This window comes from Arthrobacter sp. BB-1, assembly GCF_006151685.1.
Lineage (GTDB): Bacteria > Actinomycetota > Actinomycetes > Actinomycetales > Micrococcaceae > Arthrobacter.
The window spans coordinates 77,448-102,349 of sequence record NZ_VDEV01000027.1 but is presented as its reverse complement, the minus strand read 5'-3'; the positions used below and the strand labels follow the sequence as shown (position 1 = coordinate 102,349).

Genomic DNA, 24,902 nt, shown 5'->3' with positions numbered 1-24,902 from the left:
CGACCAATGAAGCGCGGAGCACAAGTAGTAACTTTCAACTTACAGGTTGCTTAGAGTGCGTTGTGCCACCGACTTTCTAGCCACCTTTGCCTGTAGGGAGCACCGTGACAAATCCGAACGTTGTAATACTGCAGGAGTACGTCCCGCAGTATAGGGTGCCCTTTTTTCGGCGGTTGATTGAGCTAGGAAACGCAAATGGAGTCGACATTAAAGTCGCTGCCGGGCAAGCGAATAGAAATCAGCACCAACGCCAAGATGGAATTCCTGCGGCATTTATTGTTCCCGTCGCTCAGGTGGAAATTAAGATCGCTGGCCGCCGGGTAGTCTTTCGTCGCGTCAAGCCCGTTATCGCGTCCGCAGATCTGGTGATCATGGAGCAGGCGCGGCGAAACTTGGATGCATACTGGCTGCTGCTCTCGCCTGTAAGGAGCCGGCAAGTTTGTCTTTGGGGGCACGGACGAGACTTCGTTGAAAGCCCAACTTTGCTCAAGCGCAAAATCATGTCCGGACTAACTCGCCGTGCAGACTGGTTTTTTGCTTATACTGAAGGTTCAAAGGATTCGGTGGTGGCCGATGGATACCCCCTCAGAAGAACCACGGTGGTCCAGAACTCTATTGATACAGATGATCTACAAAACGACATATCCAAGGTATCCCCCGAGCAGGTCAGCGCATTTCGCAGCGACTACGAACTCACAGACCTAACCGCAGTTTTCGTCGGCGGGCTCGACGAATCGAAGAGACTTCCGTTTCTTTTTGAAGCATGTCGGTTAGCCTTCCAATTAAACGCAGATTTCCGCCTCCTTGTCGTGGGCAGCGGTCCACTTCGTGAAGACGTGGAGAAACTCAGCGGGACTGAGCCTTGGCTTCGATATGTAGGTCCACTATTTGGAAAAGAGAAGGCGCTCGCCCTAGGATCGGCCGATGTAATCTGCATGCCAGGACGGGTAGGGTTGGTGGCAGTTGATAGCTTTGCCGCAGGTCGCCCGATCGTAACGACAGATTGGCCCTGGCACGGCCCGGAGTTTGAGTATCTCGAACACGGAAAAACATGCATAGTCGCACCAGAAGGGAGGCAATCTTATGCAGACGCCTTGATTCGCCTTCTTACAGATAAACAAGAATTACATCGGATGCAAGAAGCATGTCGATCCGCCCGTGCGAGATTTACGATCGAGGAGATGGCAACACGATTCTTTGAAGGCATACAACAAGCGTTACACCAGCGGAATCAACATTAAATACCGGCCCCACGGTGTCGACTAGCTCCGCGAGATGGGCGCCGCCCCCGATGCTGGAAGCGCTCGAGGCCCAGGACGAGACGCTCGTGCTCGGCATGGCCTTCGAGGAACGGCTCCGGCTGGTCGTTGACGAGGCCCACTCCGGGTTCAACCACGCCAAGGTCGAGGGACCGATCCGGCGGGCTGGGCTACGCTACCGGGCGCGGATCTGCACCGGCTCGACGTCGTGGACGAGACGACTGGCACCAGCGGCTCGGCTCCGGGGTTCACGCTGACGCGCTCATGGACCGCATCGTGCACTGGCCCCCACCGGCAATATCAATGGCCCCGAAGGCAATATCCAGTGGCCTCCAGACCCTTCAAATACTTAGGGATATGGAGCATCTGCTAAGCGTGCGCCGCGCCAGCAACTCGCTCAACAGGGCCGCGCTGTTGGCGTTCAAATCTATGGCTCAACGGATACGCCACCGGCCGCGATAGTGCCTAAGAGTTAGAGCAGTGCGTTTTCGTCAATCTCGACGGTTTGAAAGCAGTGCCGTCCCTGTTTAGTCGATCACGACGCAACTACAAGCTCTTTTGCCCGAGTCGTTTCTATCCAGAACGTCTCAAGTCGCATCGGCTCCCTATCAGCAGGGATGAGAAGACCACCGCGGGAGAGCTAAGAGCCCTTCGGCCCTAATATACGGAGGGGCCATTGGAGATCAACAACGGTAAAGCTCGTCAGACTCCACCCGAGGTCTAACGGCTCGGAAGTCAAGAGAGCTTTCCGTAGACCACTTCTGTGTCGGTGCCAGATGCCGGCGTGACGATTGCGCGCTCAACTTCAGCTGCATAACCAAAAGGGTTGGAGCGCTGCCAGCGCCAGTGGTCCGTGCACATGGCGGCAAGATCTCGCTTAGCCGACCAGCCGAGATGCTCACGCGCTGCGGTTGAGTCTGCATAGCTCCGTGCTACATCGCCGGGACGGCGGGGCGCGAACTCGTAAGGAATAGGCCGTCCTACTGCAGCACTGAAGGCTTGTATAACCTCCAAAACGGACGACCCACAGCCGGTGCCCAGGTTCCAGCGAAAAATACCTGTCCTATTGCTCATGTATTGGAGAGCAGAAAGATGCCCCGCGGCCAAGTCCATTACGTGAACGTAGTCTCGCACGCCGGTCCCGTCAGGAGTCGGATAGTCGTTGCCGAAAACCGTCAACTTCTCAAGGCGACCCACCGCCACTTGGGCTACGAAGGGTAAAAGATTATTGGGGCGGGCTCGAGGGTCTTCGCCGATCTGGCCTGACTCGTGCGCGCCTGCAGGGTTGAAGTACCGTAACACTGTTACACTCCAACGCGGATCAGCCGCGCTCAAGTCAGACAGGATGTCTTCTATCTGTTCTTTCGTCCGCCCATACGGATTCGTCGCGTCCAGTGGTAGCGACTCGGTCAGAGGCAGGTGCTCATTAGCGCCGTACACCGTCGCCGATGAGCTAAAGACCAGTCGACGCACGCCGGCTTTATCCATGCTTTCTAGCAGGTTTAGTGTGCCTACCACATTATTTCTGTAGTACTTCAGCGGATTGCCGACTGACTCGCCTACAGCTTTAAGCCCCGCGAAGTGAATGACGGCGTCGATGTCATCCTCAGAAAAGGCCAAGTCGACAGCATGTGTATCCAGTAGGTCGCCTAAACGAAATTTAATTCTCTTGCTGGTCAGTCCCTCAACCCGCCGGATGGCTTCTGCGCTGGAGTTCACCAAGTTATCCAGTACAACAACATCGTGCCCGTCCTCCAGCAGGCAGAGCGTCGTGTGTGATCCTATGTATCCAGCACCCCCGGTGACCAAAACTTTCATGGCTTCAGCATAGGTCCGATTCGCGGCCACGGAAAAAGAACCCTCTCCAGACAAAGTTCACACGGTACTCCTGTGAGTCCTTACTTCCACGGCGACAAAGTGCTCCTACCGTGCCGACCGACGCTTTTCTAGACTTCATGGTGTTGGCTAGCTCGGCAAGTCCGTGCATCTTTTCAGGACCGCCAACTTTCCAGGACCGCCAAGGGCCATCTCCGCGAACGCGCCTGATTACGACGCAAGGCACTGGATGAAGTTGATTTCGACAACGGTCAGATCCTATGACAGCGAAGGAGTGGATTGTGCTCGCCCAACATGGCGAGTTGCCCTCGCCAAATAGCCATAGAATTAGCGACGCAAAGCTTGCGCATATATTTGGGGGATCGGCCACATGACCACTATCGGGATGAACTCGGCATTGCGGTACGCCCACATCGACGCCCTGAGGGCTCTCGCCGTTCTGATTGTCGTCCTGGGACATGCTGGCGTTTCGAACATGCCAGGGGACGCTGGCGTGACAATTTTCTTCGTCATTAGCGGGTTCATCATCACCCATATACTGCTGCGGGAGCGCGAGAGCACCGGAGGATTCAACGTCCGCAAATTCTACCTCCGACGCGCTCTCAAACTGGCTCCGCCCTTTGTCTTGCTCATCGTTGCACCCACCTTGGCTTACTCACTTTGGAACGCCATAAGCTGGACCGCCTTCCTTAGTCAGATACTTTTCACGTACAACTGGGTGCAGGTCCTTTTACCTGAAGTGGCTTGGCTAATATTGCCGGGATCTAACGTGACTTGGAGCTTAGCTGTCGAAGAGCAGTTCTATATCCTTTTCGCACTGATTTGGATGTTCTTTGTCGGCAAGAAGTGGTGGCGCCCAGCGCTGGCTACAACTGCATGTGCCGCAATCGTCATCGCAAATTTAATCCGTTTCGATCTTCTCTCCGCTGCTGATGCTTCAGTTCGAATCCTGCGGGGCACTGATACACGGATGGATTCGATTGCTTGGGGCATTTTAGCTGCGCTCGTATACAAGATGTGGAGGGACCAGCAGCATCAAAGGTTGCTGGTCTGGATCGGGCAGCCATGGACGGTTGCGGCTGCCGCTGCATTGTTCTTGGTTTCGTTCGCTGTCCCCGGAGAGGCCTTCACGCTGACCTTGCGGTATACGATTCAGTCAATGATCGTCGCGGTCACGATCCTCTATGGATTCATTGCAACGCCGGGCCGTATCTCAGCGATCATTGGCCGCGTCAGTGCCTCTCGGGTTGTTACCGTGATCGGCCTGTCAAGCTACAGCATTTACTTAGTACACGACGTCCTAATGCATGCACTGCAGGAGAGTACGCGCTTCCTACCCTTCGCTCTGGGCAAGGTTACTTTGATCTTCGTAGGAGTCTCGGCTGGCATTGTGTCGTATTACCTCATTGAACGGCCGGCGTTGAAGCTGAAGACGCGCATCGAAAGGGGCGGGGCAGTGCGAGACTCAGAGGTTTCTGGCGGTGGACCTCTGCCCTGATGTCAGACGGGCTGCGTAGTTAGGCAGGGGGATGACCTGCTAGCCGTCTGTCGATAGGAAGTCCTGACCGCCGCGTAGCGGTTGACGTGGCGCTGCGGCGCCTATGGGTTCGACCGCTTTCCTCGGTGTTTGACGAATAAGATGTTCGGTCTTGCTGGCCTAGATCACAAGAGGCAGCTTCGTCGGACAGAGAGTTCAGTACAGCGTCACCGACTGAGCGTCAGAAAACCCTGCGTTTTCCAGTTTGGAGAAGGACGGACACAGACTGCCCGTAGGGCGGGGCGCCGCTTGCGCTCAAGGCTGGAGGGCCACTGTCGAGCGCGTAAGGAAACCGGGGCCCGGCGGCCCCAGAAGTGGTGGCCGTGGTGGAGTCGCCAGAAATGCCGAGGTTGAAGACCGGAACCGCCTATTGGAGCAAGATACGAGATTCTGTGCATCGCAGATGGATAAACACGGGGCGCTGCATACAGGAGACAGTCCCAACGCGTTCTGCTGAAAGCGCGTTCAATGCCAGCTGCCGGGATCTGTGTTGACTTGACTTGTCAATCGGCCTGTCACGTGGTTATGTCGTGGTCGATGGGGATCACCGTGACCGATGGAGGCTGTTGTGGCTATATCCGAGTACGCTCTCGCGCTCTGCGCGCTGCTGGGCACCATGCTGGTTCCTTTCTTCGTCCTTTATCAAAGGTTGCGGTTCAAGCGCCGCGCCGTTAGGCTCACCACTCCTGCCGCAACCCGAGGTGACCGTAGCTAGCCATGCCTTACGTTGACATAAACCCGCATAAAGGCCGCCCCAAGTGGCAGGGTTACGCCATTTTGGCAGTCCTCCTGGTCCTCACCGCAGCCGTGGTGGGCGCCGCCCTGGTTCGCGTCTGAGCCGGCATATCTGTTCAAACCCCTAGACTTACTGTTTGAACCAGTGCCGCAGAACCTTTTGCCGAACGTCCTGGGGGGACAGACATGCCCGATCCGGCGGATCAGAACGCACGCGCCCATGCAGAGGATGCAGGGCAGCCGCAGCTGCGCCGACGCCGCGACCTTCGTCGCGCCGACGGCGAGCCCAAGGATGCCCAGACAGGAACCATGCCAGCCGTACCACCCACCCCTTCCAGCCCGCCTGACGTTGGACAGGCGGTGACGCACCGGACTTCCTGGGCGGAGGCAGCTGCTGCAGCCGACGCCGCACAGCCTTCCTCCCCTGTCCCGGCTCCAACCCGACCGCCGGCCTCCTCGCGGCCAGCGCTGCCGGACACCATCACCTCCATCCGGGACGAGGCTGCCGCGGAAGCCGCGCTGGCGCCGTCGGCCACGCCTGCTGAAACCCCTGCCTTCCGCCGCGTCCGGCCTACTGTTGCCGACAGCATCGCCGAAAGCCCCATGCCCGACTTCATCAGCTCACCCGGGCTGTTCGTGAAGGAGCAGAAGCCGCGGCCCATCGGCGGCATTCGGGGCGCCCTCTACAGCATGACCGGCGGCGCTTGGAACCTGGGCCCCAGTGCCAGGCAGCGCCAGGAGGATGAGCTGGCCCGCCGTATCTCACGCCAGCTCCAGGGCAGCTACAACACCGCGATCCTGAGCCTTAAAGGCGGCATCGGCAAGACCTCCACCACCGTGGGTGTGGGCCTGACCCTCGCCGAATACCGGGGGGACGCCCCCTGCGCCATCGATGCCAACCCCGATTCCGGAGACCTGGTGGAACGCGCGCTGGGCGAAGGCATCTACCAGCAGTCCAGCCCGCGGACCATTACGGACCTACTCGAAAACATTGAGTCCATCGATTCTCTTACCGCCCTGGCCCGGTACATGCACCACGCCGGCCGGCTGCACCTGATCGCGGGGGAGCAGGACCCGGAAGTCTCAGATTCTCTTACGGCTGCTGAGTACCTTCGCATCCGCAAGCTGATTTCCAGCTACTACTCCGTGGCGCTGACCGACTGCGGTACAGGCGTGACCCACAACGCCATGAGCGGCATCCTGCAGTCTGCGGACAACCTGGTGATCGCCGCCGGTTACGCAGTGAGCGGCGCCAAGCGGGCCCGCAGTACGCTGCAGTGGCTGGCCAGCCACGGGTATGAGGAACTGGCTCGGAATGCCATCGTGGTGATCACCGACAAGGACGAGGTCTCCTCCCGTGTGGACAAGGACGCCATCGAGGAACACCTCGCCGGGATCTGCCGGGAGCTTATCGCAGTTCCGCATGACCGCGGCGTGGCTGACGGCGACCTCGTTACCCTTGACGTGCTCAAGCCCGACACCCGGCGTGCCTACAAAGAAATCGCCGCGGCGATAGTGGACGGGTACCAGTAGGGGCTGTTGCCCTTGAGCGGTGACGTCGTCCCCAGTCCTTCCTGTCGTGCCCAAATCTTGACCAAACCCTCGCCGTGCCTGCGGCCAACGCTGAGCCTCCGGGCGTAGCTTGGGCGCATCAGGGCAGGACAGCAGGGGAGGGGCAACGGAAATGACGATCACCGAATACGCCGTAGCACTGGGCGGCATGCTGGCATCACTCGCGGGAATGGGACTTCTGGCCGCAGGACTCATCCGGGCAAGGGCCCGCCACTAAGACCTACCGCGTATCCAGGTCCTCAAACACCAGGAACGTCTGGGTATCCAGCACTCCCGGCATGGACTGCAGCTGGTCGAAGATGACCCGGCGCAGGTCGATGTTGTCCACGGCGCGGACCAGGAGGATCACGTCGAAGTCGCCGCCCACCAGGGCCACGTGGTGCACCTCGGGGATCACCGCGAGCTGGTCGCGCAGCTCCCGCCAGGCGTCCTGCTTCAGTTTCAGCGTCACGTACGCGGACGAGCGCAGCCCCGCCTTGATGGGGTCCACCAGCGCGGTGAACTTGGACAGCACCCCCTCGGACGTGAGCCGGCCGATCCGGGTGTACGCATGCGCGCGCGAAATGTGGACGTTCTCCGCCACCTGCGTCACGGACATCCGGCCGTCCCGCGTCAGCTCCGAAATGATCTTGCGGTCGATGTCGTCCAACGGGACAGGTTCAGTCCCGCCATCCCTTGCTGCCACGTTGCCCAAGGCCCCCGTCAGTAAGCTGGCTCACAATTGCAATTCGTCTCCCAGTGTAGGACGAATTGTCCAGCGTTTGAGCCGCCCGGGCAGGTGCTGAATACGGAATCCTGCTGGGTGCGCGGCTACGAAGACTTGTGGAAGTGCGCGTCCTGCAGTTCGGCCGCGGAGCGGATGAAGTCGCAGTCCTCGGGGGAGAGGCTGCTTTCGCCGTGCCGGTCCTGCTCCAGCTGGGCTCCGGTGGACTTTGCTATCGACGCCACCACGGTCCGGGGAAGGATCCTGCACCCGGGATTGTCCACCAGCCACTGCCGCGTTTCTGGCTCAAGCCGGTCCCACAAGTTCTCAATGCCCATTACAGCTACCCCACCCTTTGTAGTTTCCGTGTGCATGCATGACGCTTCAGGCCCCGAAGGACTGCTGGCGTATTTTGGTCCGGTCCGCGCCGGCCGCAGGAAGGGCTGACGCCGGTAAGTGATTGAGGGGCGGAGGGAACCACGCTGTCCCCACCGCGTCCATCGCCGCACCACGCGCCCCCATCGAGGGAAATCCCTGCCACCTGGTACGGAGTCTCCTCCCTGTTTCACGAGGGAGAAGAACCTTCTCGAATCAGCGCGCCTGACGTTTCCGTCAAACGCGTCCCCCTGAGTGTGGTCCCCCCGCGGCTAGGGATCAAGGGACTTCAGTCCCTAGCGTCGTACCAATTCGTCCACGCACCGCGTCAGTAATCCAGCTCACACTTACAATTCGTCTTCCAAAACAGGCCTAATCGTGCAGCTTCTCCATGATTCCTGAAGGTGCTGGATACGAAACACGCTCCAGGCGGATACTGGGAAGGAATAGTGGCAACAGAAGGACGGAACAATGACGATCTCCGCAGACCACACCGTGGCGGGCACAACAACCGCCGGCCAGGCAAGCACGGCGCCCGCCGGGACTGACCTTTCGGAAACCGCCAAGAAGTTCGGGATCACCGCCGAGGATTACATGCTCCCGGCCCGGCACCAGATCCAGATGGTGGCCCCGGACGGGCGGCTCATCCCGGAAGGTGAGCAGGGCACCGAACCCGGCCACGAATACCCTTTGCCCGGCGACGAGGAACTGCTGGCAGCGTACGAACAGCTCGTCGTCGGCCGCCGCGTCAATGACCAGAACTCCGCGCTGGTCCGGCAGGGCCGCATGGCCGTGTACCCGTCCAGCCACGGCCAGGAGGCCTGCCAGGTGGCGGCCGCCCTGTGCCTCTCCGGCGGCGACTGGATGTTCCCCACCTACCGCGACGCCGTCGCCGTGATGACCCGGGGCGTTGACCCCGTGCAGGTGATGACCATCTTCCGCGGCGACTGGCACGGCGGGTTCGATCCCGTGAAGCACAAGGTGGGCATCCAGTGCACCCCGCTGACCACCCAGCTGCTGCACGGCGTGGGCGTGGCCCACGCCGCAAAGCTCCGCGGCGAGGACACCGTGGTGCTGGCCATGTGCGGCGACGGCGCCACCAGCGAAGGCGACTTCCACGAGGCCCTGAACTTCGCCGCCGTCTTCCACCTGCCGGTCGTCTTCTTCGTCCAGAACAACAAGTACGCCATCTCGGTGCCGCTGGCACACCAGTCCGTGGCGCCGTCGCTCGCGCACAAGGCCGTGGGCTACGGCATGGCGGGCGAACGCGTGGACGGCAACGACGTCGTGGCGCTCCTCGCCGTCCTGGACCGCGCCGTGAAACTGGCCCGCGAAGGCTCCGGCCCCCTGCTGGTGGAGGCCAACACCTACCGCATGCAGGCCCACACCAATGCCGACGACGACACGCGCTACCGCGAAAGCAGCGAGGTTGCGGAGTGGCGGGCCAAGGACCCGGTGAACCGGATGCGTGCCTACCTGACGGACCGCGGCCTGCTGGACGACTCCGTTGAAGCACGGATCGCCGAGCACGCCGAGGCCGTGGCCGCCCAGCTGCGCGACGGCCTCAGCGAGGACGTTCCCGTGGACCCGCAGGAGCTCTTCCGCCACGTCTTCGCGAAGACCACACCGCAACTGAAGGAACAGTCCGCCCTGCTCGCCGACGAACTCGCCCGCGACGCAGCATCCCAGAACGCAGCACAGGAGGCCGGCAAGTGAGCCCCACCATCACCACCTCATCCGAGGCCAACGGCAACGTTTCGGCCGCCACCGCCCGGGCCGCCGCGTCCGCCGCCGCCTCGGCCGAAGCCGCCGGCCCGCAGCCGGTCACCATGGCCAAGGCACTGAATACGGCGTTGGCCGACGCCATGCACGCCGACCCCTCCGTCCTGGTGTTCGGCGAGGACGTCGGCATGCTCGGCGGCGTCTTCCGCATCACCGACGGCCTCACCAAAACGTTCGGCGAGCAGCGCTGCTTCGACACCCCGCTGGCCGAGTCCGGCATTGTGGGCATGGCCGTGGGCATGGCCATCAACGGGATGCGCCCGGTGGTGGAGATGCAGTTCGACGCGTTCGCCTACCCGGCGTTCGAGCAGATCGTCAGCCACGTGGCCAAGATGCACAACCGCACCAAGGGCGCCGTGAAGCTGCCCATGGTGATCCGGGTCCCCTACGGCGGCGGCATCGGGGGAGTGGAGCACCACTGCGACTCCTCCGAGTCCTACTACGCCCACACCGCCGGCCTGAAGGTGTTCACCCCGGCCACCGTGGCGGACGGGTACCGGATGCTCCGCGAGGCCATCGACTCGGACGATCCCGTGATGTTCATGGAGCCCAAGAAGCTCTACTGGTCCAAGGACCTGGTGGACCTTGACGAGCTGCGGCGCCTTCACACGGAAGGCACGACGGCGGGACGCACCACCGAAGGCCGCGCCGCCGTCGCACGTCCCGGCACGGACGCCACGCTGATCGCCTACGGCCCGTCCGTCCCCACCGCGCTCGCCGCCGCCGAGGCTGCCGCGCTGGAGGGGCGCTCGCTGGAGGTCATCGACGTGCGGACCCTTGTCCCGTTCGACGACCAGACGGTGTGTGAGTCGGTGCGGAAGACCGGGCGGGCCGTGGTGATCGCCGAGGCGCACGGGTTCGCGTCCGTGTCCTCCGAGATTGTGGCCCGGGTGCAGGAGCGCTGCTTCCACTACCTGGCCGCCCCCATCCGCCGCGTCACCGGGTTCGACATCCCGTACCCGGCGCCCAAGCTTGAGAAGTACTACCTGCCCGGCGTGGACCGCATCCTCGACGCCGTCGACGACCTTCAGTGGGAGAACTGACCATGAGTGAAACACGCGTATTCCTGCTGCCGGACCTGGGCGAGGGCCTCACCGAAGCCGAACTGGTGTCCTGGCACGTTGCCGTGGGCGACACGATTTCTGTTGACCAGCCGATCGCCGAGGTGGAGACCGCGAAGTCCACGGTTGAGGTGCCGTCTCCGTACGCCGGTATCGTGGCCGAGCTGCACGGGCAGCCGGGCGAGACGCTCGACGTTGGAAAGCCGCTGATCTCGGTGACGCCTGTTGGTTCTCCGGAGCCGTCGGAGCCTGTGACCGAACCCACTGAGACCGAATTGGGCGGACCCGTTGAGACTCACCCCGAGGCGGAGGCTTACCGGGAGGAGGAAAAGGCTGGGTCCGGCAACGTCTTGATCGGTTATGGCACTCCGGGCGGGCATGGTGTTGCCCGGCGGACCCGCGCCCGCAAGTCTTCCGTTGCGGTGGCCGAGCCTGGTGAAGCCAAGCCTTTCGAAACCAAAGAGGACGAGCTCGCACTCCTGCGCACCCGCGTTCCCGGCAAGCTTGGTGCCGTGATTTCCCCGCTGGTCCGGCGGATGGCCCGGGAGCACGGCGTGGACCTCGGCGAACTCCCCGGCTCCGGCGAGGGCGGGCTGATCATGCGCCGCGACGTGGAGAAGGCCATCCATGCTCCGGTGGCAGAGCCTGCCGAAACCAAGCCCGTTGAGACCCCGAAGGCCCCGGCCGAACCCGACAAGACCACGGCGGCTCCGGAGGGAACCGACGCCCGGACCGGGTTGCCCATCGCTGCCCGCACGCCGGTCAGGGGAGTGCGCAAGGCCGTTGCCGCCAACATGGCCCGCAGCCGCTCGGAAATTCCGGAAGCAACGGTCTGGGTGGACGTCGACGCCACCGCGCTGCTTGAGCTTCGCGAAGGACTCAAGGCCGGCGGCGCCCAGGTGCCGGGCCTGCTCGCGTTCATCGCTCGTTTTGTCACAGCCGGGTTAAAAAAGTATCCGGAGCTGAACACCCGGATCGAAACCGCTTCAGACGGGTCGCAGGAGATTGTCTCGTTCGACGGCATCAACCTCGGCATCGCCGCCCAGACCGACCGCGGACTGGTGGTCCCGTCCGTCCGAGCCGCGGAGAAGCTGACCGCCCGCGAACTGGACAGCGAGATCCGCCGGCTCACCGATGTCGCACGCCAGGGTAAGGCGACCCCCACCGAGCTTGGCAGCGGCACCTTCACGCTCAACAACTACGGCGTGTTCGGCGTGGACGGCTCCGCGGCGATCATCAACCACCCCGAGGTGGCCATCCTCGGCGTGGGCCGGATCATCGACAAGCCCTGGGTGGTCAACGGCGAGCTGGCCGTCCGGAAAGTCACCGAACTCACCCTGACCTTCGACCACCGCGTCTGCGACGGCGGCACCGCGGCCGGCTTCCTCCGCTTCGTAGCCGACGCAATAGAAAACCCAACCACCCTCCTAGCGGACCTCTAAACCCGTCCACCCCCCCCACCCGACGCTCTCTCACTTAACGTCGGTCTAATCCAAACCCTCTCTCACTCGATGTCGGTTTTCCCCAAACCCTCTCTCAGTTGATGGTGGTTTAACCCAAACGCTCCATCAGTCGAGCTGGCAGTACCTCTCGCGAGGGTGAGACGTACGACGGCGGCGCGCGCCGCCGTCGTACTGGTTGCCTGCTCCTGGCGGCGGGGAGTGACGGCAGCCGCCCACACCGGGGGAAGCCATTGATTCTGGCCGAAAAGAGCGGTACGGTCGGCCGCACGAGCCGGTAAGAGACGTCGGGCAAAGGGGCGATCATGATGAAACTGGCCAGGGGATTGCGCCATGGGAAACCATGTTGTCGCGCGTAAACACGGACGCCATCTTCAGACGAGTGAGCCCGCCCCGAAGGGAGCCGACCGCCCTTCATCCGTTCCACGCACATTCCGTCCGGACATAGAGGGTCTTCGCGCGGTCGCAGTTCTACTGGTGGTGCTGGACCACGCAGGCGTGCCGGGTTTGCAGGGAGGCTACGTCGGTGTCGACGTCTTCTTCGTGGTCTCCGGTTTCCTCATCACCGGCCTCCTGCTCAAAGACGCTGAACGCGGTGGGCGGATCTCCGTCTTGGGGTTCTATGCACGACGGGCCCGGCGAATTCTGCCTGCCGCTACTCTTGTCCTCGCCGTCACGGTTGTCTCATCCTTCGCGCTGATCGGGGGTACGCGTGCTGCCCGAACCGCCGAAGACGGGCTATGGGCAGCGCTTTTCGCCAGCAATTTTCGGGAAATCTCGCAAGGGACGGACTACTGGGCCAGTTACCTTCCTCCATCCGCGTTACAGCACTATTGGTCACTGGCCATAGAAGAGCAGTTCTACCTCTTTTGGCCAGCCGCAATGATCGCGGTTGCTGCGATCGGACGCAGAATTCCGCTACGCGCGCGACTGACGTTTCTCCTCGTTTTCACGATTGCCGTGTCCCTTGCGTGGTCGGTGTACGCGACGGCGGAGAACGCGAGTGCAGCTTACTTCTCTCCCTTGACGAGGGCCTGGGAACTTGCGGCTGGTGCAATTCTTGCCGTGCTCATACCGACGATCATGCGACTCCCGGCTTTTCTTGCTGCCGTTACGAGTGTGTCCGGACTCATCGCGATTGCGGCAGCAGCGCTCACGCTGGACGAGTACACCAGGTACCCAGGGTCCGCTGCTATTCTTCCGGTTGGCGGAACGGTTCTTGTGATAATCGGCGGGACGATCGCACCGAAGCGAGGAGCCGAAGTGCTCCTGCAGTGGGGACCTCTGCAGTGGCTTGGCAAGCTCTCTTATTCCCTGTACCTGTGGCACTGGCCAGTGCTGATCTTCGCCGCGGCATCGCTCGGGACCGAACTGACGATGACCACCAAGCTCGCCTTGCTCGGTGTAACGCTGGCCTTGTCTGCCGTTACGTTCAAGTACGTGGAGTTTCCCGTACGGAGTTCCAGTTGGCTCAAGGCCCGCCGGCCATCAATCAGTGTGGCTTTCGGCGCCGCGCTGGTGGCGCTGTCACTGGGCCTCACGAGCATTTTGGTGTCGGTCCTGCCCAAGCCTTCCGCCACAGACAACTTCGACGATTTTCCAGTTGCCCGCGGCAGTGACCTGCCGACGGCTGAGGAAGTGGCAAAGGCCGTGGCTGACGGCGTAAACGCTGCCGGGTGGACGCCGGAGCCTCCTATTGGGAGGTTCCTTTTCAATCAGCGTGCCTGCATAAGGGGTTTGGATGCCCCAACAGGGAAAGTCGCATGCAGTTACGGTGACGCCAACGGCGGCGAGACAGTGGTGGTCTATGGCGACTCCCATGCTGAGATGTGGGCAGATCCGCTCGGCGTGACAGCCACTGAACTGGGGCGGCGCTTCGAAGTCTTTTCGATGTTCTCGTGTCCGCCAGCCGACTTTTCGGTCTACAACGCGAAGCGCAAGGGTGATTATCCCGAGTGCAAGGCATTCCGTGCTGACTCGCTGGCGAAGATTGAGGCACTCAAGCCGAGCGTCGTCCTCATCTCGGGTCAGCGTCAGGGTACTTGGCTTGAGAAGGATGGGCGCCCTGACAAAGAAAACACGCAAGCCGCCTGGGAGCAGGGCCTCGCCTCGACCATCAAGTCGTTGAGCGCGATAAGTGATCGTGTGGTGGTGATCGGGGACATCGCGTACTCGGAAAAGAATCCCCAGGACTGCGTCACATCGAATTCCGACGACGTCCGCCGCTGCCACACTCCGCGGAGTTACGCGGTGGACACCGAACACAATGAGATGGAGAAGCGCGTCGCCGAGGCCGGTGGCGCGGTATACGTGGACGTTGTTCCCTGGTTGTGCGCGCAGTATGTCTGTCCCGCGGTTGTATCGGGATTTGCAACCCATGCGGATGCTCAGCACATCTCAACCAACTACGCCCTGTGGTTGCGCCGGTCTCTTGCTGAGGCTGCCGGCTTGCTTCCCTGACGCGGCGTCACCACCGTTGTGCGCGCCGCCGTCGTACTCGGGCTGCCTCCCGGGAACTCCAAGGGCCGGGGGGACAATCGACGCCTGATGTACGCACACTTAACTGGGGTGTGCGGTGGCAGTCGATGCCGGACGAGCACCCGGAAAGGCAAGGCGTACGACGGCGGCCGCGTGCCGCCGTCGTCCGTTCTGCGCCTCCCGCAACGGAACGCATTACCGCGCGTGCAGAATTGACGTGGCAGTATGGGTAACTACTAAGCAGAATTAGTAACTGGTCTCCGGGGGGACCGTGCCGTTTATCGGTCCCCGGAGGTTGACGTAGGCGTTCCCGAAATTGTGCTGTACGTCGGAGCCCCAGTGGGACCTGGCCAGCCGATAACCGTGGTTAAACCAGGGCGGATTGGTCATGGACGCGCGCCTGGCGGCCGTGGCCCAATGCTCGACGCCAACGACGCGGAATATTGGGGCACCGGGTGGATAAGTGGCCTTTTTATGAAGTCAAAATAGCAACCCGGCGGCATGGCATTTCTGGACTATGTCTGTACGGCCTTGCCAGCCGGATCTAGGCTGAGAGCATGCCCAGAGTCAGCGTCAACGGCGTCGACCTCTACTTCGAAGAACAAGGCGAAGGGGTGCCGGTCCTCGGCATACACGGCACCCCGAGTTCGGCGCTGATGTGGGCTGACGCCGCCCGCGAATTGGCGAAGCACGGCCGAAGTATTATCTACGACCGCAGAGGCTTCTTCCGCAGTGCACTCCCCACGCCTTTCACCAGCCTGGACCTGATGCAGCACGTGGACGACGCAGCAGGACTCCTGGCCGCCTTACATGCAGGGCCTGCGGTGGTAATCGGGCGGAGCACCGGCGGCCAAATCGCTTTGGAACTGGCCAGGCACGTCCCTGACAAAGTGAAGGGCCTGGTCCTCTTGGAGCCCGCGCTGTTCAGGATTGACCCGAAAGCGAATGCTTGGGCAATTAACCTACGCCGGCGGCTGCTCGCGCATGCGGCCCAGGACCCCTCAACGGTGGCGGAGGCTTTGCTTCGGGATGCGCTGGGGGATGACGTCTGGGAGTCCTTCCCGGATGACATCAAGAGCATGTTTGTTGAGACGAGCCCTGCCCTGCTGGCGGAAATGAGGGGCAATGGGCTGGACCTTTCCGCGGAGCCGGCCACATGGACGGACGCGGAACTCGCCGCGGTAAGCTGTCCCGCCCTCATCGTTTCCGGCGAAGACTCACTGGAAGCCTGCCGCCTGGTGAACGGACGGTTGGCCGAAACCCTGCCGCATGCAGAGCCTGTGCTCGTGCCGGGAGGCCATCTCATCGATCCAGCCCACGCGGCCGTGCTGTCCTTCGTCGATAGGATTTCGGCCTAGACGCCACGCCAGGCTTCCAGTGCCGGCCACGGCAAGTGGCGCCGGGGCCGACGGCTTCTTTGCGAATCGACGCTGATCCGCCGCCTCCGCCATCGGCCCCAGTCTGTTGTCCAACACTCTGAACCCGAAAGCTCAAGCAAATCACTACCCGCAGCCGAGTCAGGATCATCTGGCTGAACCGCGACGGCGGCGCCGTCCCCCACGGCCAGCGCCTGGAGCAGGCGGTTGGGCACGCCGTCGTCGGCAACAGCATCCTGCCGGGCACCTACGCATGGGTAGGCGCTGAGACGGGAACAGTGAGGAACCTCCGCCGCTACCTTGCTGGCGCCGGGCTTGATGCACGGAAGTCCGAGTTCCGCGGCTACTGGAGCCGCGGCAAGGCCGGTTCCGGGGCCAACGGTATTCCGCTGGCAGCTAGTTAAACAGGTACCCGGGCGAGAGTTGAATCCTAAATATGAGTACTCGGTACTCGTGACGGGCTGCGGCGTCGCTCCTAGGCTGAACTGAAGGGGGTGAACCGGGCGCTCCGTTCCTGCCCGGTTCACCCCCTGCGGACCACGTTGGGAGGACGCATGGCAAACAGCCCCCGCAATTCACCCGCGGAGTCGATCAAGAAGCGTGCGCGGACCGGAGGCGCCGTCCTGATGGTCGTTTCCCTGGCGCTCGCCATCGGCACACTCAGCGTGGCGGCAAATTCCGCGCGGACCCAGACTGCTGACGGCGGAGGTGGCGGGCCGGCGACCCAAGTGAGCGGCACTGACCAGCCCACCTCGGATGCCCCTTCGCCGGAGACCACTTCTGATCCTGGGCCGCCGCAGCCAGCTGCCGAGGCCGGCTCTCCGGAACCCACTGCGGAAACCGCATCCCCGGAGCCCACCAAGGACGGCGGGTCCGGGCCGGCTGCCAACACCGAGTCTCTGCCGTCCCTTGAGGCCGTGCCGGTGGGCGACCTGCCCGGCTGGAGGCAGGTCTTTGTGGAGGACTTCACGGAAGGGGATGTCCCGATCGGCGGTTTTCCTGGCCCCGTCTACGGCGCGAGGTGGAGCGAGACCTACTTCGACGGCACCCCGGATTCGCATAGCAAAACGCTCCCCAAGGGTCAGGCCACGTCCGGATACTATCCATCGAAGGTCTTGAGTGTCCATGATGGCCTCTTGGACATGTACCTGCACTCGGAAAACGGAATATCAATGGGTGCGGCGCCGTCCCCGAAATTTGCTGGATTTACCCAGTGGCCCTACAACAGCCAGGTGTACGGGCGCTACTCCGTGCGTTTCAAGGCCGACCCCCTGCAGGGATTTAAAATAGCCTGGCTGCTGTGGCCTGTCAGTAAACAGTGGCCGCAGGACGGGGAAATCGATTTTCCGGAAGGGGAACTGTCGCGGTTCATCTATGCTGCCACGCATGGCGTCGGCCCGGACGGGCACAAATTCGAGGTCTTCCGTCCCAATGTTCCGTTTGGGTCATGGCACACCGCCACCACCGAGTGGAGTCCCGGGCGCCTCGAATTTTTTCTTGATGGCACATCCATCGGCGTTGCCACGTCGATGATCCCGGACAAGCCCATGCGCTACATCCTGCAGACCGAGTCCTGCCTGACCGGCTGTCCGTCTCCGGAAACCAGCGGCCATGTCTACGTTGACTGGGTAGCGATCTGGGCCAAGGAATAGATACGGTCCGCCCGTATCCGGGTTGCCCGGCCACCGGCATGCATGCGCGTCCCGGGAACTTCAGCGGCATGCTGGGTACAATCGACGCCTAGACGAACGAACACAGACGAACGCACACTGCTTTGCCGGAGGTACGGAGAAACAATGTCGGAATGGCTCGAAGTCGGCGCGAACAACTACGTGCTGGTCACCGAAGGATCGCTGCTGAACACCGGACTGGTGGTGGGATCCGAGCGGGCCATGGTGATCGATACCGGCTGCGGGCCCCGGCAGGGGCGGGAGATCCTGGACGCGGTGCGGGAGAAGACCCAGCTGCCGCTCGTCGTCGTCAACACCCACGCGCATTACGACCACTTCTTCGGCAACGCTGTGTTCGCGGAAGCCGGCTCCACCGAGTTCTGGGCGCACCAGAACTGCGCCACCGAAATCGAGGAGCGGGGGGACCTGCAGCGCCGGTTTGTCGGGACGATCGAACCGGAGATGTCCGCCGGCGAGGGCCAGGAGGTGGAGCTCGTGGTCCCCAACGCCATCGTCAAGGACCAGCCTGTGCTGGTGGACCTGGGCGGGCTGACGGCCACCCTGTTCTACCTGGGCCGCGGCCACACCGACGGCGACCTGCTGGTGGGCACCCCCACCACCCTCTACGTGGGGGACCTGGTGGAGCAGGGCGCGCACCCGTCCTTTGAGGACTCGTACCCGGAGGAGTGGGCGGACGTGCTCCGCCACATCTCGGCGCTCCGCCACCGCTACGAGTTCCTGATCCCCGGGCACGGGAAGCCGTGCAGCGACCAGTTCGTCAAGACCATGGCCAACACGCTGACCACCGCTGTCCGCCAGGCGCGCCAGTCCATCCGCGACACCCCCAGCGACGCCACCAAGGCCATCCCCGTCCTGCCCTACGGGCCGGAACAGTCCCGCTGGTTCATCAAGCGGCTCCAGGAGACCCGCCGCGAGCACTGAACGGCGGCAAGGCCTCATAGCCGGCCACGACCAGGAGCGGGCCCGGCCGCCAGTAGTAGCCGGAGGACTCTACGCCCGCACGACTGCTGGCGGCTCATCCCTGCCGTTTGCAGCCAACAGGGCATCCAGCTGGGCGGACTGATGCGCCTGTAAAGCCTTGTCCGCGTTGAGGTTCGTGCTGGCAAGTATCGGTATGTTCAGGCTGGCATTGCATCCCCGGCAGCGGATCTCGTCCGTCCATACCCAGCTATATGCTGCGTGCTGTGCCCGTACGTGTTGCATCGCTGTGGTGATTGCTTCTGTCTCGGCTGCAAAGTGTGCTGCGTCCTCGTTGCTGAGCCTGCTGCCAATCTCGATGTCGATGCTCATCGTGCCTCTTCCGTTGTGCCCCGGATAGTGCACCTGACAGTAATGCGCGTTTCACGGCGAAGGAACAACCCCATGGTCACGGTTCCCTAACCCTTTCGCCGGTCGCCAAAAGGAAGCGTACGACGGCGGGCGCGTGCCGCCGTCGCACGCCTTGCGTTGCCTGGTGCGCACCTTCCTCCTTGCGGCTCGGGGATTTCCCCGCCCGCCCAGCCTAGGATGGTCCCCATGAAGCTTGCCCGAGAGGCGCACTCCGCTGCCGTGGTGATCAACGCCGGGGCACGCCGGGGCGCGGCGGGGCCGGACCTGGCGGCGGACTCGCTGCTAAGGGCAGGCCTGCCCGTCGCCGCCGTGCACCAGGTGCTCTCCGGCGCCGAACTGGCCGGAACCCTGGACCGGGTGGTGGCCGACGGGCACGACCTGGTGGTTGTTGGCGGCGGTGATGGAACGGTGTCCTGCGCCGCCGGCCGGCTCGCCGGGACCGGGATTGTGCTCGGCGTCCTGCCGCTGGGAACAGCGAACGATCTTGCCCGCACGCTCGAGATACCGAACGACCTCGCCGGGGCCTGCGCCGCGCTGGCCGGCGGGAAGGTGGTGGACATCGACCTGGGGCGGGCGAACGGCCAGCCCTTCCTGAACGTGGCCTCCGTTGGACTTTCGGTCGGCGTCACCGAAACCCTCAGCCCCCGCCTGAAGCGGTACCTCGGGCCGGTGGCCTACGGGATTGCCGCAGTGCGCGCCTACGCCCGGCACAAGCCGTTCCGCGCCCGGCTCGAGTTCCCGGAGGGGGACCACGAACCGCTGGAGCTCGAGGACATGCTGCAGGTGGCCGTGGGCAACGGCCGGCACTATGGCGGCGGCAACACGGTCTCCCCGACGGCTGGGATTGATGACCACCTCCTTGATGTCTACGCCATCCCCGGGGCACCGCTCCGCGAGCACGTGCGGATCGCCCGGCTGCTGAAGGACGGCAGCTTTGTGGAGCACCGCGGGGTGTACCACCTGACCAGCCGGCGGGTCCGGCTGGTCACCGAGCCGCCCGTGCCGGTGAACCTCGACGGCGAGATCGCCACCGTGACGCCCGCCGACTTCACCATCGAGCGCAACGCCGTGCACGTTGTGGTGCCGGAGAGCAGCAACAGTGCGCGGTTCGATGGATAGCGCGACGCCGGGACGCCGGCTGGGTGCCTTCGCGTCCAGGCAGGACTGGCTCAAGTACGGCGGGCTTCTGGTGCTGGCGATTGTGGCGTTCGGGGTGGCAGCCATTGCCCTGATGGGACCGCGCACGCCGGAGGGAACCGCACCCGTGCCGGTGAGCCCTTCCCGGAGTCCTTCGGCAAGCGCTTCCGAGCCCCCGTCGGCGGCCGCGCCGCCGGCTATCGGGGCGCCGTCACCCACCGGTACCGCAACACCCCAGCCGCCGGGCATTCAGCTGCCCGCGGAGCCCGTCCTGCTGATTCTTGGCGATTCGTACACCGCCGGGGTTGGCGCCGACCGGCCGGACCAGGGGTGGGCGTACCTGGTGGCCAAGGAGCTGGGATACGCCGCCGACGTGGACGGCGTGGGCGGGACCGGATTCGCCTGGGGCGGCGGGGCGCAGGACGAGCGGGGAGAAGAGTACGAGGTCCGGTTGCGGAGGATCGCTGGCAACCCCGCCTTGGTGCCCAACGTCCTGGTGCTCCAAGGCGGGCAGAACGACTCCCAGAGCTCCGACGTGAAGGAAGTGGAAGCTGCCACGACGCAGACCATCGAGGCGGCCCGCAGGTTCTGGCCGGGAATCCAGGTGGTGGTGCTCGGGCCGTCGGCGCCGCAGCCCCTCGCGGAGGAACTGCGCGGGGTGAACAGCGCCGTGCGTGCCGGTGCTGCGGCGGCCAACGCTCCGTTTATTGACGCCGTCGAGGGCAACTGGTTCACGAGTGCCAACAGCCCGGGCTTCGACGCCGACGGCGCCCACCCCAACACCGCCGGCCACGCCTACCTCGCCCGGAAGTTCCTGGAGTCCTGGGCCAGCCTGACCCGGTGAGCGGGCCGCCCGTCGCGCGCTGACACGGCCGGGAACCACGTGGTGGGAATTTGTAAAACGAGTAGGCAATACGCGGGCGCCGACGTTTAAGGGTGCATAGAGTCGGCGCATGGCGAATGCAATTGAACGAAAGCACGGGCGCCGCCGCGGACCGGGGCCAGCCAAAGGAGGCCGCCGCCCCGTCGTTATCCTGGCTGCCGTCCTGGTGCTGGCCGCGGCGCTGGCTGCCTACTTCCTGTTTTCCGTTTTGTAATTCTTCTGGAATCAGCCTGCCTTGTTATCCGATGGAATCTAATGCGTAGCGGAATTGAGAGTACATTCTTGGTTATCCGCCACCCGGAATTCCGCTGCATTTACCTTCACGTGTTTTGAGTGAATCTTGAGCTAAAGCAGCGGCGGTTTTTGAGTCTCGGCCTGAAGAATCATTCGTGCGACTCGGGCCCCCGGGCTAGAGCCATGCAGACGCGATGCATGAGACGTCGTTTAGAACGATTGCGCATCCACTGTCATCTCACCTTGGTCTGTGAGACCCCCTGATGAGGAAGAAAAGTATGAAACAGAGCCCAGCTAAGCCGCGCCCTCGCGAGTACGGTCCGGCTTATTACCGCTATTACGAACGCGAAATTAATCGTGCGCGCCGGCTCCGGGCGTTATCCTATATCTTCCTTTCCCTGCTCGCAATTGCCACCGCTTTTGTTGTGCATATGGCACTGGCCAAGTAGCTCTTCTGTTATTGCCAAGGTGCCGTAACTGCGCAGGCAGAATGGGTCTCAAGAGAGCTGATGCTGCGGAAAGGGAAAGATCGGTTTCGGATGTGAATTGATCCTCGGCCGTCACAACTTAGCGGACGGACACCGTGCCCAGGCTGTTTCGTGCTTGCTTCAGCAGATCCGGGGCCGCGCAGAAGAGGCGCTCAAGCTTCGGTCCGAGCTCCGAGGCTTCCGTCCGGGCTTTGGCAAACCACCCGGCATGCACAAACGATTCCAACTGCCGGCAGTGGCCTTCGGCCTCCAGTGCGCCCGTCATGGACGAGGTGATCCTCAAGCTGACCAGGGCGTCCAGGGCCACTTCTGTGTCATCGTCCTCCAGGGCCAGGAGGATGCGGGTCCAGCGGCCAGGCAGCATGCCCAGATAATCAGACAGGAACCTGAGCGCTGCGTCCGGGCTGAGATCCTCGGCGAGTTTCCTGATCAGCACGAAGTCCAGTGCAGGCGCCGGTCCGGCCGTTCGTGCCCAGCCACGTGAGCTGTCTGCGTCAACAGTCCCGGGAGCCTGAGCTGCACCGGACACTCTGTTCACGCCGAAACCCATGCCGTGTACCCCGTTCAAAAAGACGGGCCCAGCCCCAGCGGCTCGGCCCAACCCCACAATTTTGGCGATCCACTCTCAAGAAGGCGCAGCACGTAGCATCAACGTTCGATCAATTTCCCTCCTGACTGCCACAGAGCGGGCGGGCTGGTGCTGCCCAATCAGCCATAGCCTCAGGTGTGCCGCTGGTTCTTGCGGCCAGCCCACCCATCCCCGGCCCTTGGTGGTGCGAATCACTGAAGGCCGCCGAGCCTCCTCGGCGGCCTGTTGATAGGGAGCAAACAATGAAAAGAATTTCCAGGCTGGCTCTTGGCGGAGCGGCGGCACTTGCCCAGGACTCGAGCAGATCGCGGATTCCATCCGGGAAGGCGAAGGCGTCCTGGTCATCCACGGGCTGGACTACGACGGCAACGGCACTTACAACTTCAGCGACCCTGAGGGTGCAAGCGAACTGAATGGTGACTTGCCTGCCGAGGCCACGGACCTGGCGGTGTGCGGCGTCCTGCGCTGATCCCCGTCCTGCGCTGACCCAGTAGCCGGAGTGATTCCCTGACCGGACTGGCCGCTGTTGGGGGCGGCCAGTCCTGCCACGAATCAGTTGCTCAGGGCCGGGATTTTCGCTTCGCGGTTGATGGCGTCCGCATAGCCCTCGGCGTAGCCGGTGGCAGTCGGGTGGAAGTTCATGCCGGCAAACGGGTCGGTCGGGTCGAAATAGAACCAGGAACCGGGCAGTCCGATGCCGTGCCCTGCGAACTCGTCCGTGACATTGACGTAGACGGTTCCGGCCGAGTTTGCGGCCGCCTCACGGATGACCTTGTTCAGGGTGTCCGTTCCCTTGTTGAAGATCTGGGCTGCGTCGGCGGTGATGATGGGGGTGTCCCCGAACTCCGGCGAGAACAGATGCGGATATCCCAGTGCCACGATTTTGGCGTTGGGCGCCTGCGCGCGGATGGCCGCGTACGCCGCCATCAGGGCCGGTAGGACCTGGGTTTTGGCAACGGCTTCGCCTGCCCTGACTGCTGTCTTGCAGTCCTTCAACGCCTGGAGCATGCAGGTTGCGAGCAGGTTCGTGAAACCAACGTCGTTTCCGCCGGCGGTGATGGTCACCAGGTCCGTTTCTGCGTTCAGCACGCCGGCGGCGGAGGCCACCTGGACCTGGTAGGGCACGGCCGCGGCGGTCCAGCCTGCGCAGGCGGCGTTGGCCGTGAGCTGCACGCCGTCCTGGGCGTCCAGCACGTCGGCGTAGCCCGGTGATGCCTGGTAGCACGGCTGCAGCTCTGCGGGGTAGAGCGGGGAGACGGTGACATGTGGCGAGGAACCGATGCCCGAGGAATAGGAATCCCCCAGGGCAACGTAGTCCAGCGGTCCGGAGTCCTGCGCGGTTGCCGGCGCGGCCACGGAGCCGGCCACCAGTCCCGTGGCGACGGCGGCCATCAACCCCATGCGCCGGGCGCCACCCCTCAGGGTGCCGGTCTGGGCAGTTGCCCTGAACGCTGCTTTTCGAGGTAATGATTTCATTACGGTTCTTCTCCGTCCTGGAAGCGAGCCCCAGTAGTACCTGCCGAGGCGTTACCACAGCGTTACAGCTTTTCCGCAATACATCCCTCGATGTACTTTGGCTCCATGGAAGCCCTCACTCGTGCGCCTGTTCTGGCCAGGTTCGGCTATGCGGCGTCCGACCCGGCCCGGGCCCGGATTCTGATGGCACTCGCGGACGCGCCGTCCTATGCGTCGGGGGTGGCATGACCCCACGGCCCCCTTCACCTGGCACTGACCGGCGGGCGGTGCTGAGCCGGAGAATCCGATTGCTCGCGGCCGCGACCATCACCTATAACGTCATCGAAGCCGCCGTGGCACTCTGGGCCGGGGGAGTGGCGGACTCCGCGGCGCTGATCGGATTCGGCCTTGACTCCGTCATCGAGGTGGCATCCGCTCTCGCATTGTCCTGGCAGTTCGCCGCCAAGGACCCGGAACGGCGTGAGCACCTGACCTTGCGGATCATTGCCCTCTCCTTCTTCGCCCTTGCCGCGTTTGTGAGCGTGGACGCCATCCGGTCACTGGGCGGGGCCGGGGAAGCCCGGCATTCGACACCGGGCATAGTCGTCGCAGCCCTGAGCCTGGCAATCATGCCTGTACTGTCCTGGGCGCAACGACGCACCGGACGCGAACTCGGCTCAAAGACCGCCGTCGCCGATTCCAAGCAGACGCTGCTCTGCACGTACCTTTCGGCCGTGCTGCTGCTTGGCCTGGTCCTGAACAGCACCTTGGGCTGGTGGTGGGCCGACGCCGTCGCGGCACTTGTCATTGCGGGTATCGCCGTCCGGGAAGGCCTTGATGCCTGGCGGGGTGACGCGTGCTGCGAGGGGGTCCCGCTTGGCGGCGCCGCCCCTGACACCGCCAAGCGCTGAGACCCATCGGT

22 protein-coding genes and 1 pseudogene are annotated in these 24,902 nt (G+C 63.3%); 17 read left to right on the top strand and 6 right to left on the bottom strand.

Translation table 11 applies throughout. The features are described from left to right. Positions 1-104 precede the first annotated feature (104 nt). A complete protein-coding gene (locus FHJ30_RS15465) occupies positions 105-1,241 on the top strand; it encodes a glycosyltransferase family 4 protein (RefSeq protein ID WP_139030150.1) in 1,137 nt (378 codons plus the stop codon). Positions 1,242-1,994: 753 nt separating this feature from the next. Here FHJ30_RS15465 and galE read toward each other — a convergent pair. After that, the gene (gene galE / locus FHJ30_RS15455; RefSeq protein WP_139030149.1) at positions 1,995-3,077 is read right to left on the bottom strand and encodes a UDP-glucose 4-epimerase GalE; all 1,083 of its coding nucleotides are present in this window, start codon (positions 3,075-3,077) and stop codon (positions 1,995-1,997) included. A 388-nt stretch (positions 3,078-3,465) separates the two neighbouring features. Between galE and FHJ30_RS15450 the strand changes: the two genes are divergently transcribed. Together FHJ30_RS15450 and FHJ30_RS15445 are read left to right on the top strand one after the other, a co-directional pair. Beyond that, positions 3,466-4,593, top strand: coding sequence for an acyltransferase (locus tag FHJ30_RS15450; protein WP_139030148.1), 1,128 nt, complete (start codon positions 3,466-3,468; stop codon positions 4,591-4,593). A gap of 1,083 nt (positions 4,594-5,676) precedes the next feature. Further along, positions 5,677-6,900 carry a MinD/ParA family protein gene (locus tag FHJ30_RS15445; RefSeq protein ID WP_373683155.1) on the top strand — a complete coding sequence of 408 codons (1,224 nt, stop codon included), beginning with the start codon at positions 5,677-5,679 and terminating at the stop codon, positions 6,898-6,900. Positions 6,901-7,159: 259 nt separating this feature from the next. Here the strand turns inward: FHJ30_RS15445 and FHJ30_RS15440 are convergent, their stop codons facing one another. Then, positions 7,160-7,537, bottom strand: a complete 378-nt coding sequence (locus tag FHJ30_RS15440; RefSeq protein WP_240793728.1) for an Lrp/AsnC family transcriptional regulator — start codon at positions 7,535-7,537, stop codon at positions 7,160-7,162. 212 nt (positions 7,538-7,749) lie between these two features. Then, positions 7,750-7,980, bottom strand: a complete 231-nt coding sequence (locus FHJ30_RS15435; protein WP_139030145.1) for a hypothetical protein — start codon at positions 7,978-7,980, stop codon at positions 7,750-7,752. Positions 7,981-8,488: 508 nt separating this feature from the next. Here FHJ30_RS15435 and FHJ30_RS15430 point away from each other — a divergent pair. The 8 genes from FHJ30_RS15430 (at position 8,489) to FHJ30_RS15395 (ending at position 18,786) form a co-directional block, all read left to right on the top strand. After that, positions 8,489-9,733 (top strand): thiamine pyrophosphate-dependent dehydrogenase E1 component subunit alpha, encoded by a 1,245-nt coding sequence (locus FHJ30_RS15430; protein ID WP_139030144.1) that lies wholly within the window; start codon positions 8,489-8,491, stop codon positions 9,731-9,733. Beyond that, complete coding sequence (locus FHJ30_RS15425; protein WP_139030143.1) at positions 9,730-10,842, top strand: alpha-ketoacid dehydrogenase subunit beta; 1,113 nt, start codon at positions 9,730-9,732, stop codon at positions 10,840-10,842. The genes FHJ30_RS15430 and FHJ30_RS15425 overlap by 4 nt, the downstream gene beginning before the upstream one ends. A gap of 2 nt (positions 10,843-10,844) precedes the next feature. Next, a complete protein-coding gene (locus FHJ30_RS15420; protein WP_139030142.1) occupies positions 10,845-12,302 on the top strand; it encodes a dihydrolipoamide acetyltransferase family protein in 1,458 nt (485 codons plus the stop codon). Positions 12,303-12,653: 351 nt separating this feature from the next. Continuing rightward, on the top strand, positions 12,654-14,780 hold the full coding sequence (locus FHJ30_RS15415; RefSeq protein WP_139030141.1) for an acyltransferase family protein: 2,127 nt from the start codon (positions 12,654-12,656) through the stop codon (positions 14,778-14,780). Between the two features lie 575 nt (positions 14,781-15,355). Further along, positions 15,356-16,156 (top strand): alpha/beta fold hydrolase, encoded by an 801-nt coding sequence (locus FHJ30_RS15410; RefSeq protein ID WP_139030140.1) that lies wholly within the window; start codon positions 15,356-15,358, stop codon positions 16,154-16,156. A gap of 140 nt (positions 16,157-16,296) precedes the next feature. Continuing rightward, a complete protein-coding gene (locus tag FHJ30_RS15405) occupies positions 16,297-16,578 on the top strand; it encodes an SIP domain-containing protein (RefSeq protein WP_139030139.1) in 282 nt (93 codons plus the stop codon). 150 nt (positions 16,579-16,728) lie between these two features. Continuing rightward, positions 16,729-17,826, top strand: coding sequence for a family 16 glycosylhydrolase (locus FHJ30_RS15400; protein ID WP_240793721.1), 1,098 nt, complete (start codon positions 16,729-16,731; stop codon positions 17,824-17,826). Between the two features lie 144 nt (positions 17,827-17,970). Continuing rightward, positions 17,971-18,786, top strand: coding sequence for an MBL fold metallo-hydrolase (locus FHJ30_RS15395; protein WP_139030138.1), 816 nt, complete (start codon positions 17,971-17,973; stop codon positions 18,784-18,786). Positions 18,787-18,855: 69 nt separating this feature from the next. Here the strand turns inward: FHJ30_RS15395 and FHJ30_RS15390 are convergent, their stop codons facing one another. After that, a complete protein-coding gene (locus FHJ30_RS15390; RefSeq protein WP_139030137.1) occupies positions 18,856-19,155 on the bottom strand; it encodes a hypothetical protein in 300 nt (99 codons plus the stop codon). A 225-nt stretch (positions 19,156-19,380) separates the two neighbouring features. On the opposite strand from FHJ30_RS15390, the gene FHJ30_RS15385 reads away from it, so the two are divergent. The 4 genes from FHJ30_RS15385 to FHJ30_RS21395 all read left to right on the top strand — a co-directional run bounded on the left by FHJ30_RS15385 (position 19,381) and on the right by FHJ30_RS21395 (position 21,897). Further along, on the top strand, positions 19,381-20,313 hold the full coding sequence (locus FHJ30_RS15385; RefSeq protein WP_139030136.1) for a lipid kinase: 933 nt from the start codon (positions 19,381-19,383) through the stop codon (positions 20,311-20,313). Next, a complete protein-coding gene (locus tag FHJ30_RS15380) occupies positions 20,306-21,175 on the top strand; it encodes an SGNH/GDSL hydrolase family protein (protein ID WP_139030135.1) in 870 nt (289 codons plus the stop codon). The genes FHJ30_RS15385 and FHJ30_RS15380 overlap by 8 nt, the downstream gene beginning before the upstream one ends. 109 nt (positions 21,176-21,284) lie before the next feature. Then, positions 21,285-21,428, top strand: coding sequence for a hypothetical protein (locus FHJ30_RS21400; protein ID WP_171059073.1), 144 nt, complete (start codon positions 21,285-21,287; stop codon positions 21,426-21,428). A gap of 298 nt (positions 21,429-21,726) precedes the next feature. After that, a complete protein-coding gene (locus FHJ30_RS21395) occupies positions 21,727-21,897 on the top strand; it encodes a hypothetical protein (RefSeq protein ID WP_171059071.1) in 171 nt (56 codons plus the stop codon). A 118-nt stretch (positions 21,898-22,015) separates the two neighbouring features. On the opposite strand, the gene FHJ30_RS15375 is transcribed toward FHJ30_RS21395, so the two are convergent. Next, positions 22,016-22,474, bottom strand: a complete 459-nt coding sequence (locus FHJ30_RS15375) for an Hpt domain-containing protein (RefSeq protein ID WP_139030134.1) — start codon at positions 22,472-22,474, stop codon at positions 22,016-22,018. 603 nt (positions 22,475-23,077) lie between these two features. Then, complete coding sequence (locus FHJ30_RS15370; RefSeq protein WP_139030133.1) at positions 23,078-24,001, bottom strand: SGNH/GDSL hydrolase family protein; 924 nt, start codon at positions 23,999-24,001, stop codon at positions 23,078-23,080. Between the two features lie 105 nt (positions 24,002-24,106). On the opposite strand from FHJ30_RS15370, the pseudogene FHJ30_RS15365 reads away from it, so the two are divergent. Continuing rightward, positions 24,107-24,226: pseudogene (locus tag FHJ30_RS15365) on the top strand (transcriptional regulator); the annotation flags it as partial. After that, positions 24,226-24,891 (top strand): cation diffusion facilitator family transporter, encoded by a 666-nt coding sequence (locus FHJ30_RS15360; RefSeq protein ID WP_139030132.1) that lies wholly within the window; start codon positions 24,226-24,228, stop codon positions 24,889-24,891. The pseudogene FHJ30_RS15365 and the gene FHJ30_RS15360, both read left to right, overlap by 1 nt. The last annotated feature ends 11 nt before the right edge of the window (positions 24,892-24,902 follow it).

Bases quoted from the DNA above. Each gene is read 5' to 3' on its own strand.
- galE (WP_139030149.1), bottom strand. From the start codon at position 3,077: ATGAAAGTTTTGGTCACCGGGGGTGCTGGATACATAGGATCACACACG.
- FHJ30_RS15450 (WP_139030148.1), top strand. From the start codon at position 3,466: ATGACCACTATCGGGATGAACTCGGCATTGCGGTACGCCCACATCGAC.
- FHJ30_RS15445 (WP_373683155.1), top strand. From the start codon at position 5,677: ATGCCAGCCGTACCACCCACCCCTTCCAGCCCGCCTGACGTTGGACAG.
- FHJ30_RS15440 (WP_240793728.1), bottom strand. From the start codon at position 7,537: ATGTCCGTGACGCAGGTGGCGGAGAACGTCCACATTTCGCGCGCGCAT.
- FHJ30_RS15435 (WP_139030145.1), bottom strand. From the start codon at position 7,980: ATGGGCATTGAGAACTTGTGGGACCGGCTTGAGCCAGAAACGCGGCAG.
- FHJ30_RS15430 (WP_139030144.1), top strand. From the start codon at position 8,489: ATGACGATCTCCGCAGACCACACCGTGGCGGGCACAACAACCGCCGGC.
- FHJ30_RS15420 (WP_139030142.1), top strand. From the start codon at position 10,845: ATGAGTGAAACACGCGTATTCCTGCTGCCGGACCTGGGCGAGGGCCTC.
- FHJ30_RS15415 (WP_139030141.1), top strand. From the start codon at position 12,654: ATGGGAAACCATGTTGTCGCGCGTAAACACGGACGCCATCTTCAGACG.
- FHJ30_RS15410 (WP_139030140.1), top strand. From the start codon at position 15,356: ATGCCCAGAGTCAGCGTCAACGGCGTCGACCTCTACTTCGAAGAACAA.
- FHJ30_RS15400 (WP_240793721.1), top strand. From the start codon at position 16,729: ATGGCAAACAGCCCCCGCAATTCACCCGCGGAGTCGATCAAGAAGCGT.
- FHJ30_RS15395 (WP_139030138.1), top strand. From the start codon at position 17,971: ATGTCGGAATGGCTCGAAGTCGGCGCGAACAACTACGTGCTGGTCACC.
- FHJ30_RS15390 (WP_139030137.1), bottom strand. From the start codon at position 19,155: ATGAGCATCGACATCGAGATTGGCAGCAGGCTCAGCAACGAGGACGCA.
- FHJ30_RS15385 (WP_139030136.1), top strand. From the start codon at position 19,381: ATGAAGCTTGCCCGAGAGGCGCACTCCGCTGCCGTGGTGATCAACGCC.
- FHJ30_RS15380 (WP_139030135.1), top strand. From the start codon at position 20,306: ATGGATAGCGCGACGCCGGGACGCCGGCTGGGTGCCTTCGCGTCCAGG.
- FHJ30_RS21400 (WP_171059073.1), top strand. From the start codon at position 21,285: ATGGCGAATGCAATTGAACGAAAGCACGGGCGCCGCCGCGGACCGGGG.
- FHJ30_RS21395 (WP_171059071.1), top strand. From the start codon at position 21,727: ATGAAACAGAGCCCAGCTAAGCCGCGCCCTCGCGAGTACGGTCCGGCT.
- FHJ30_RS15370 (WP_139030133.1), bottom strand. From the start codon at position 24,001: ATGAAATCATTACCTCGAAAAGCAGCGTTCAGGGCAACTGCCCAGACC.
- FHJ30_RS15360 (WP_139030132.1), top strand. From the start codon at position 24,226: ATGACCCCACGGCCCCCTTCACCTGGCACTGACCGGCGGGCGGTGCTG.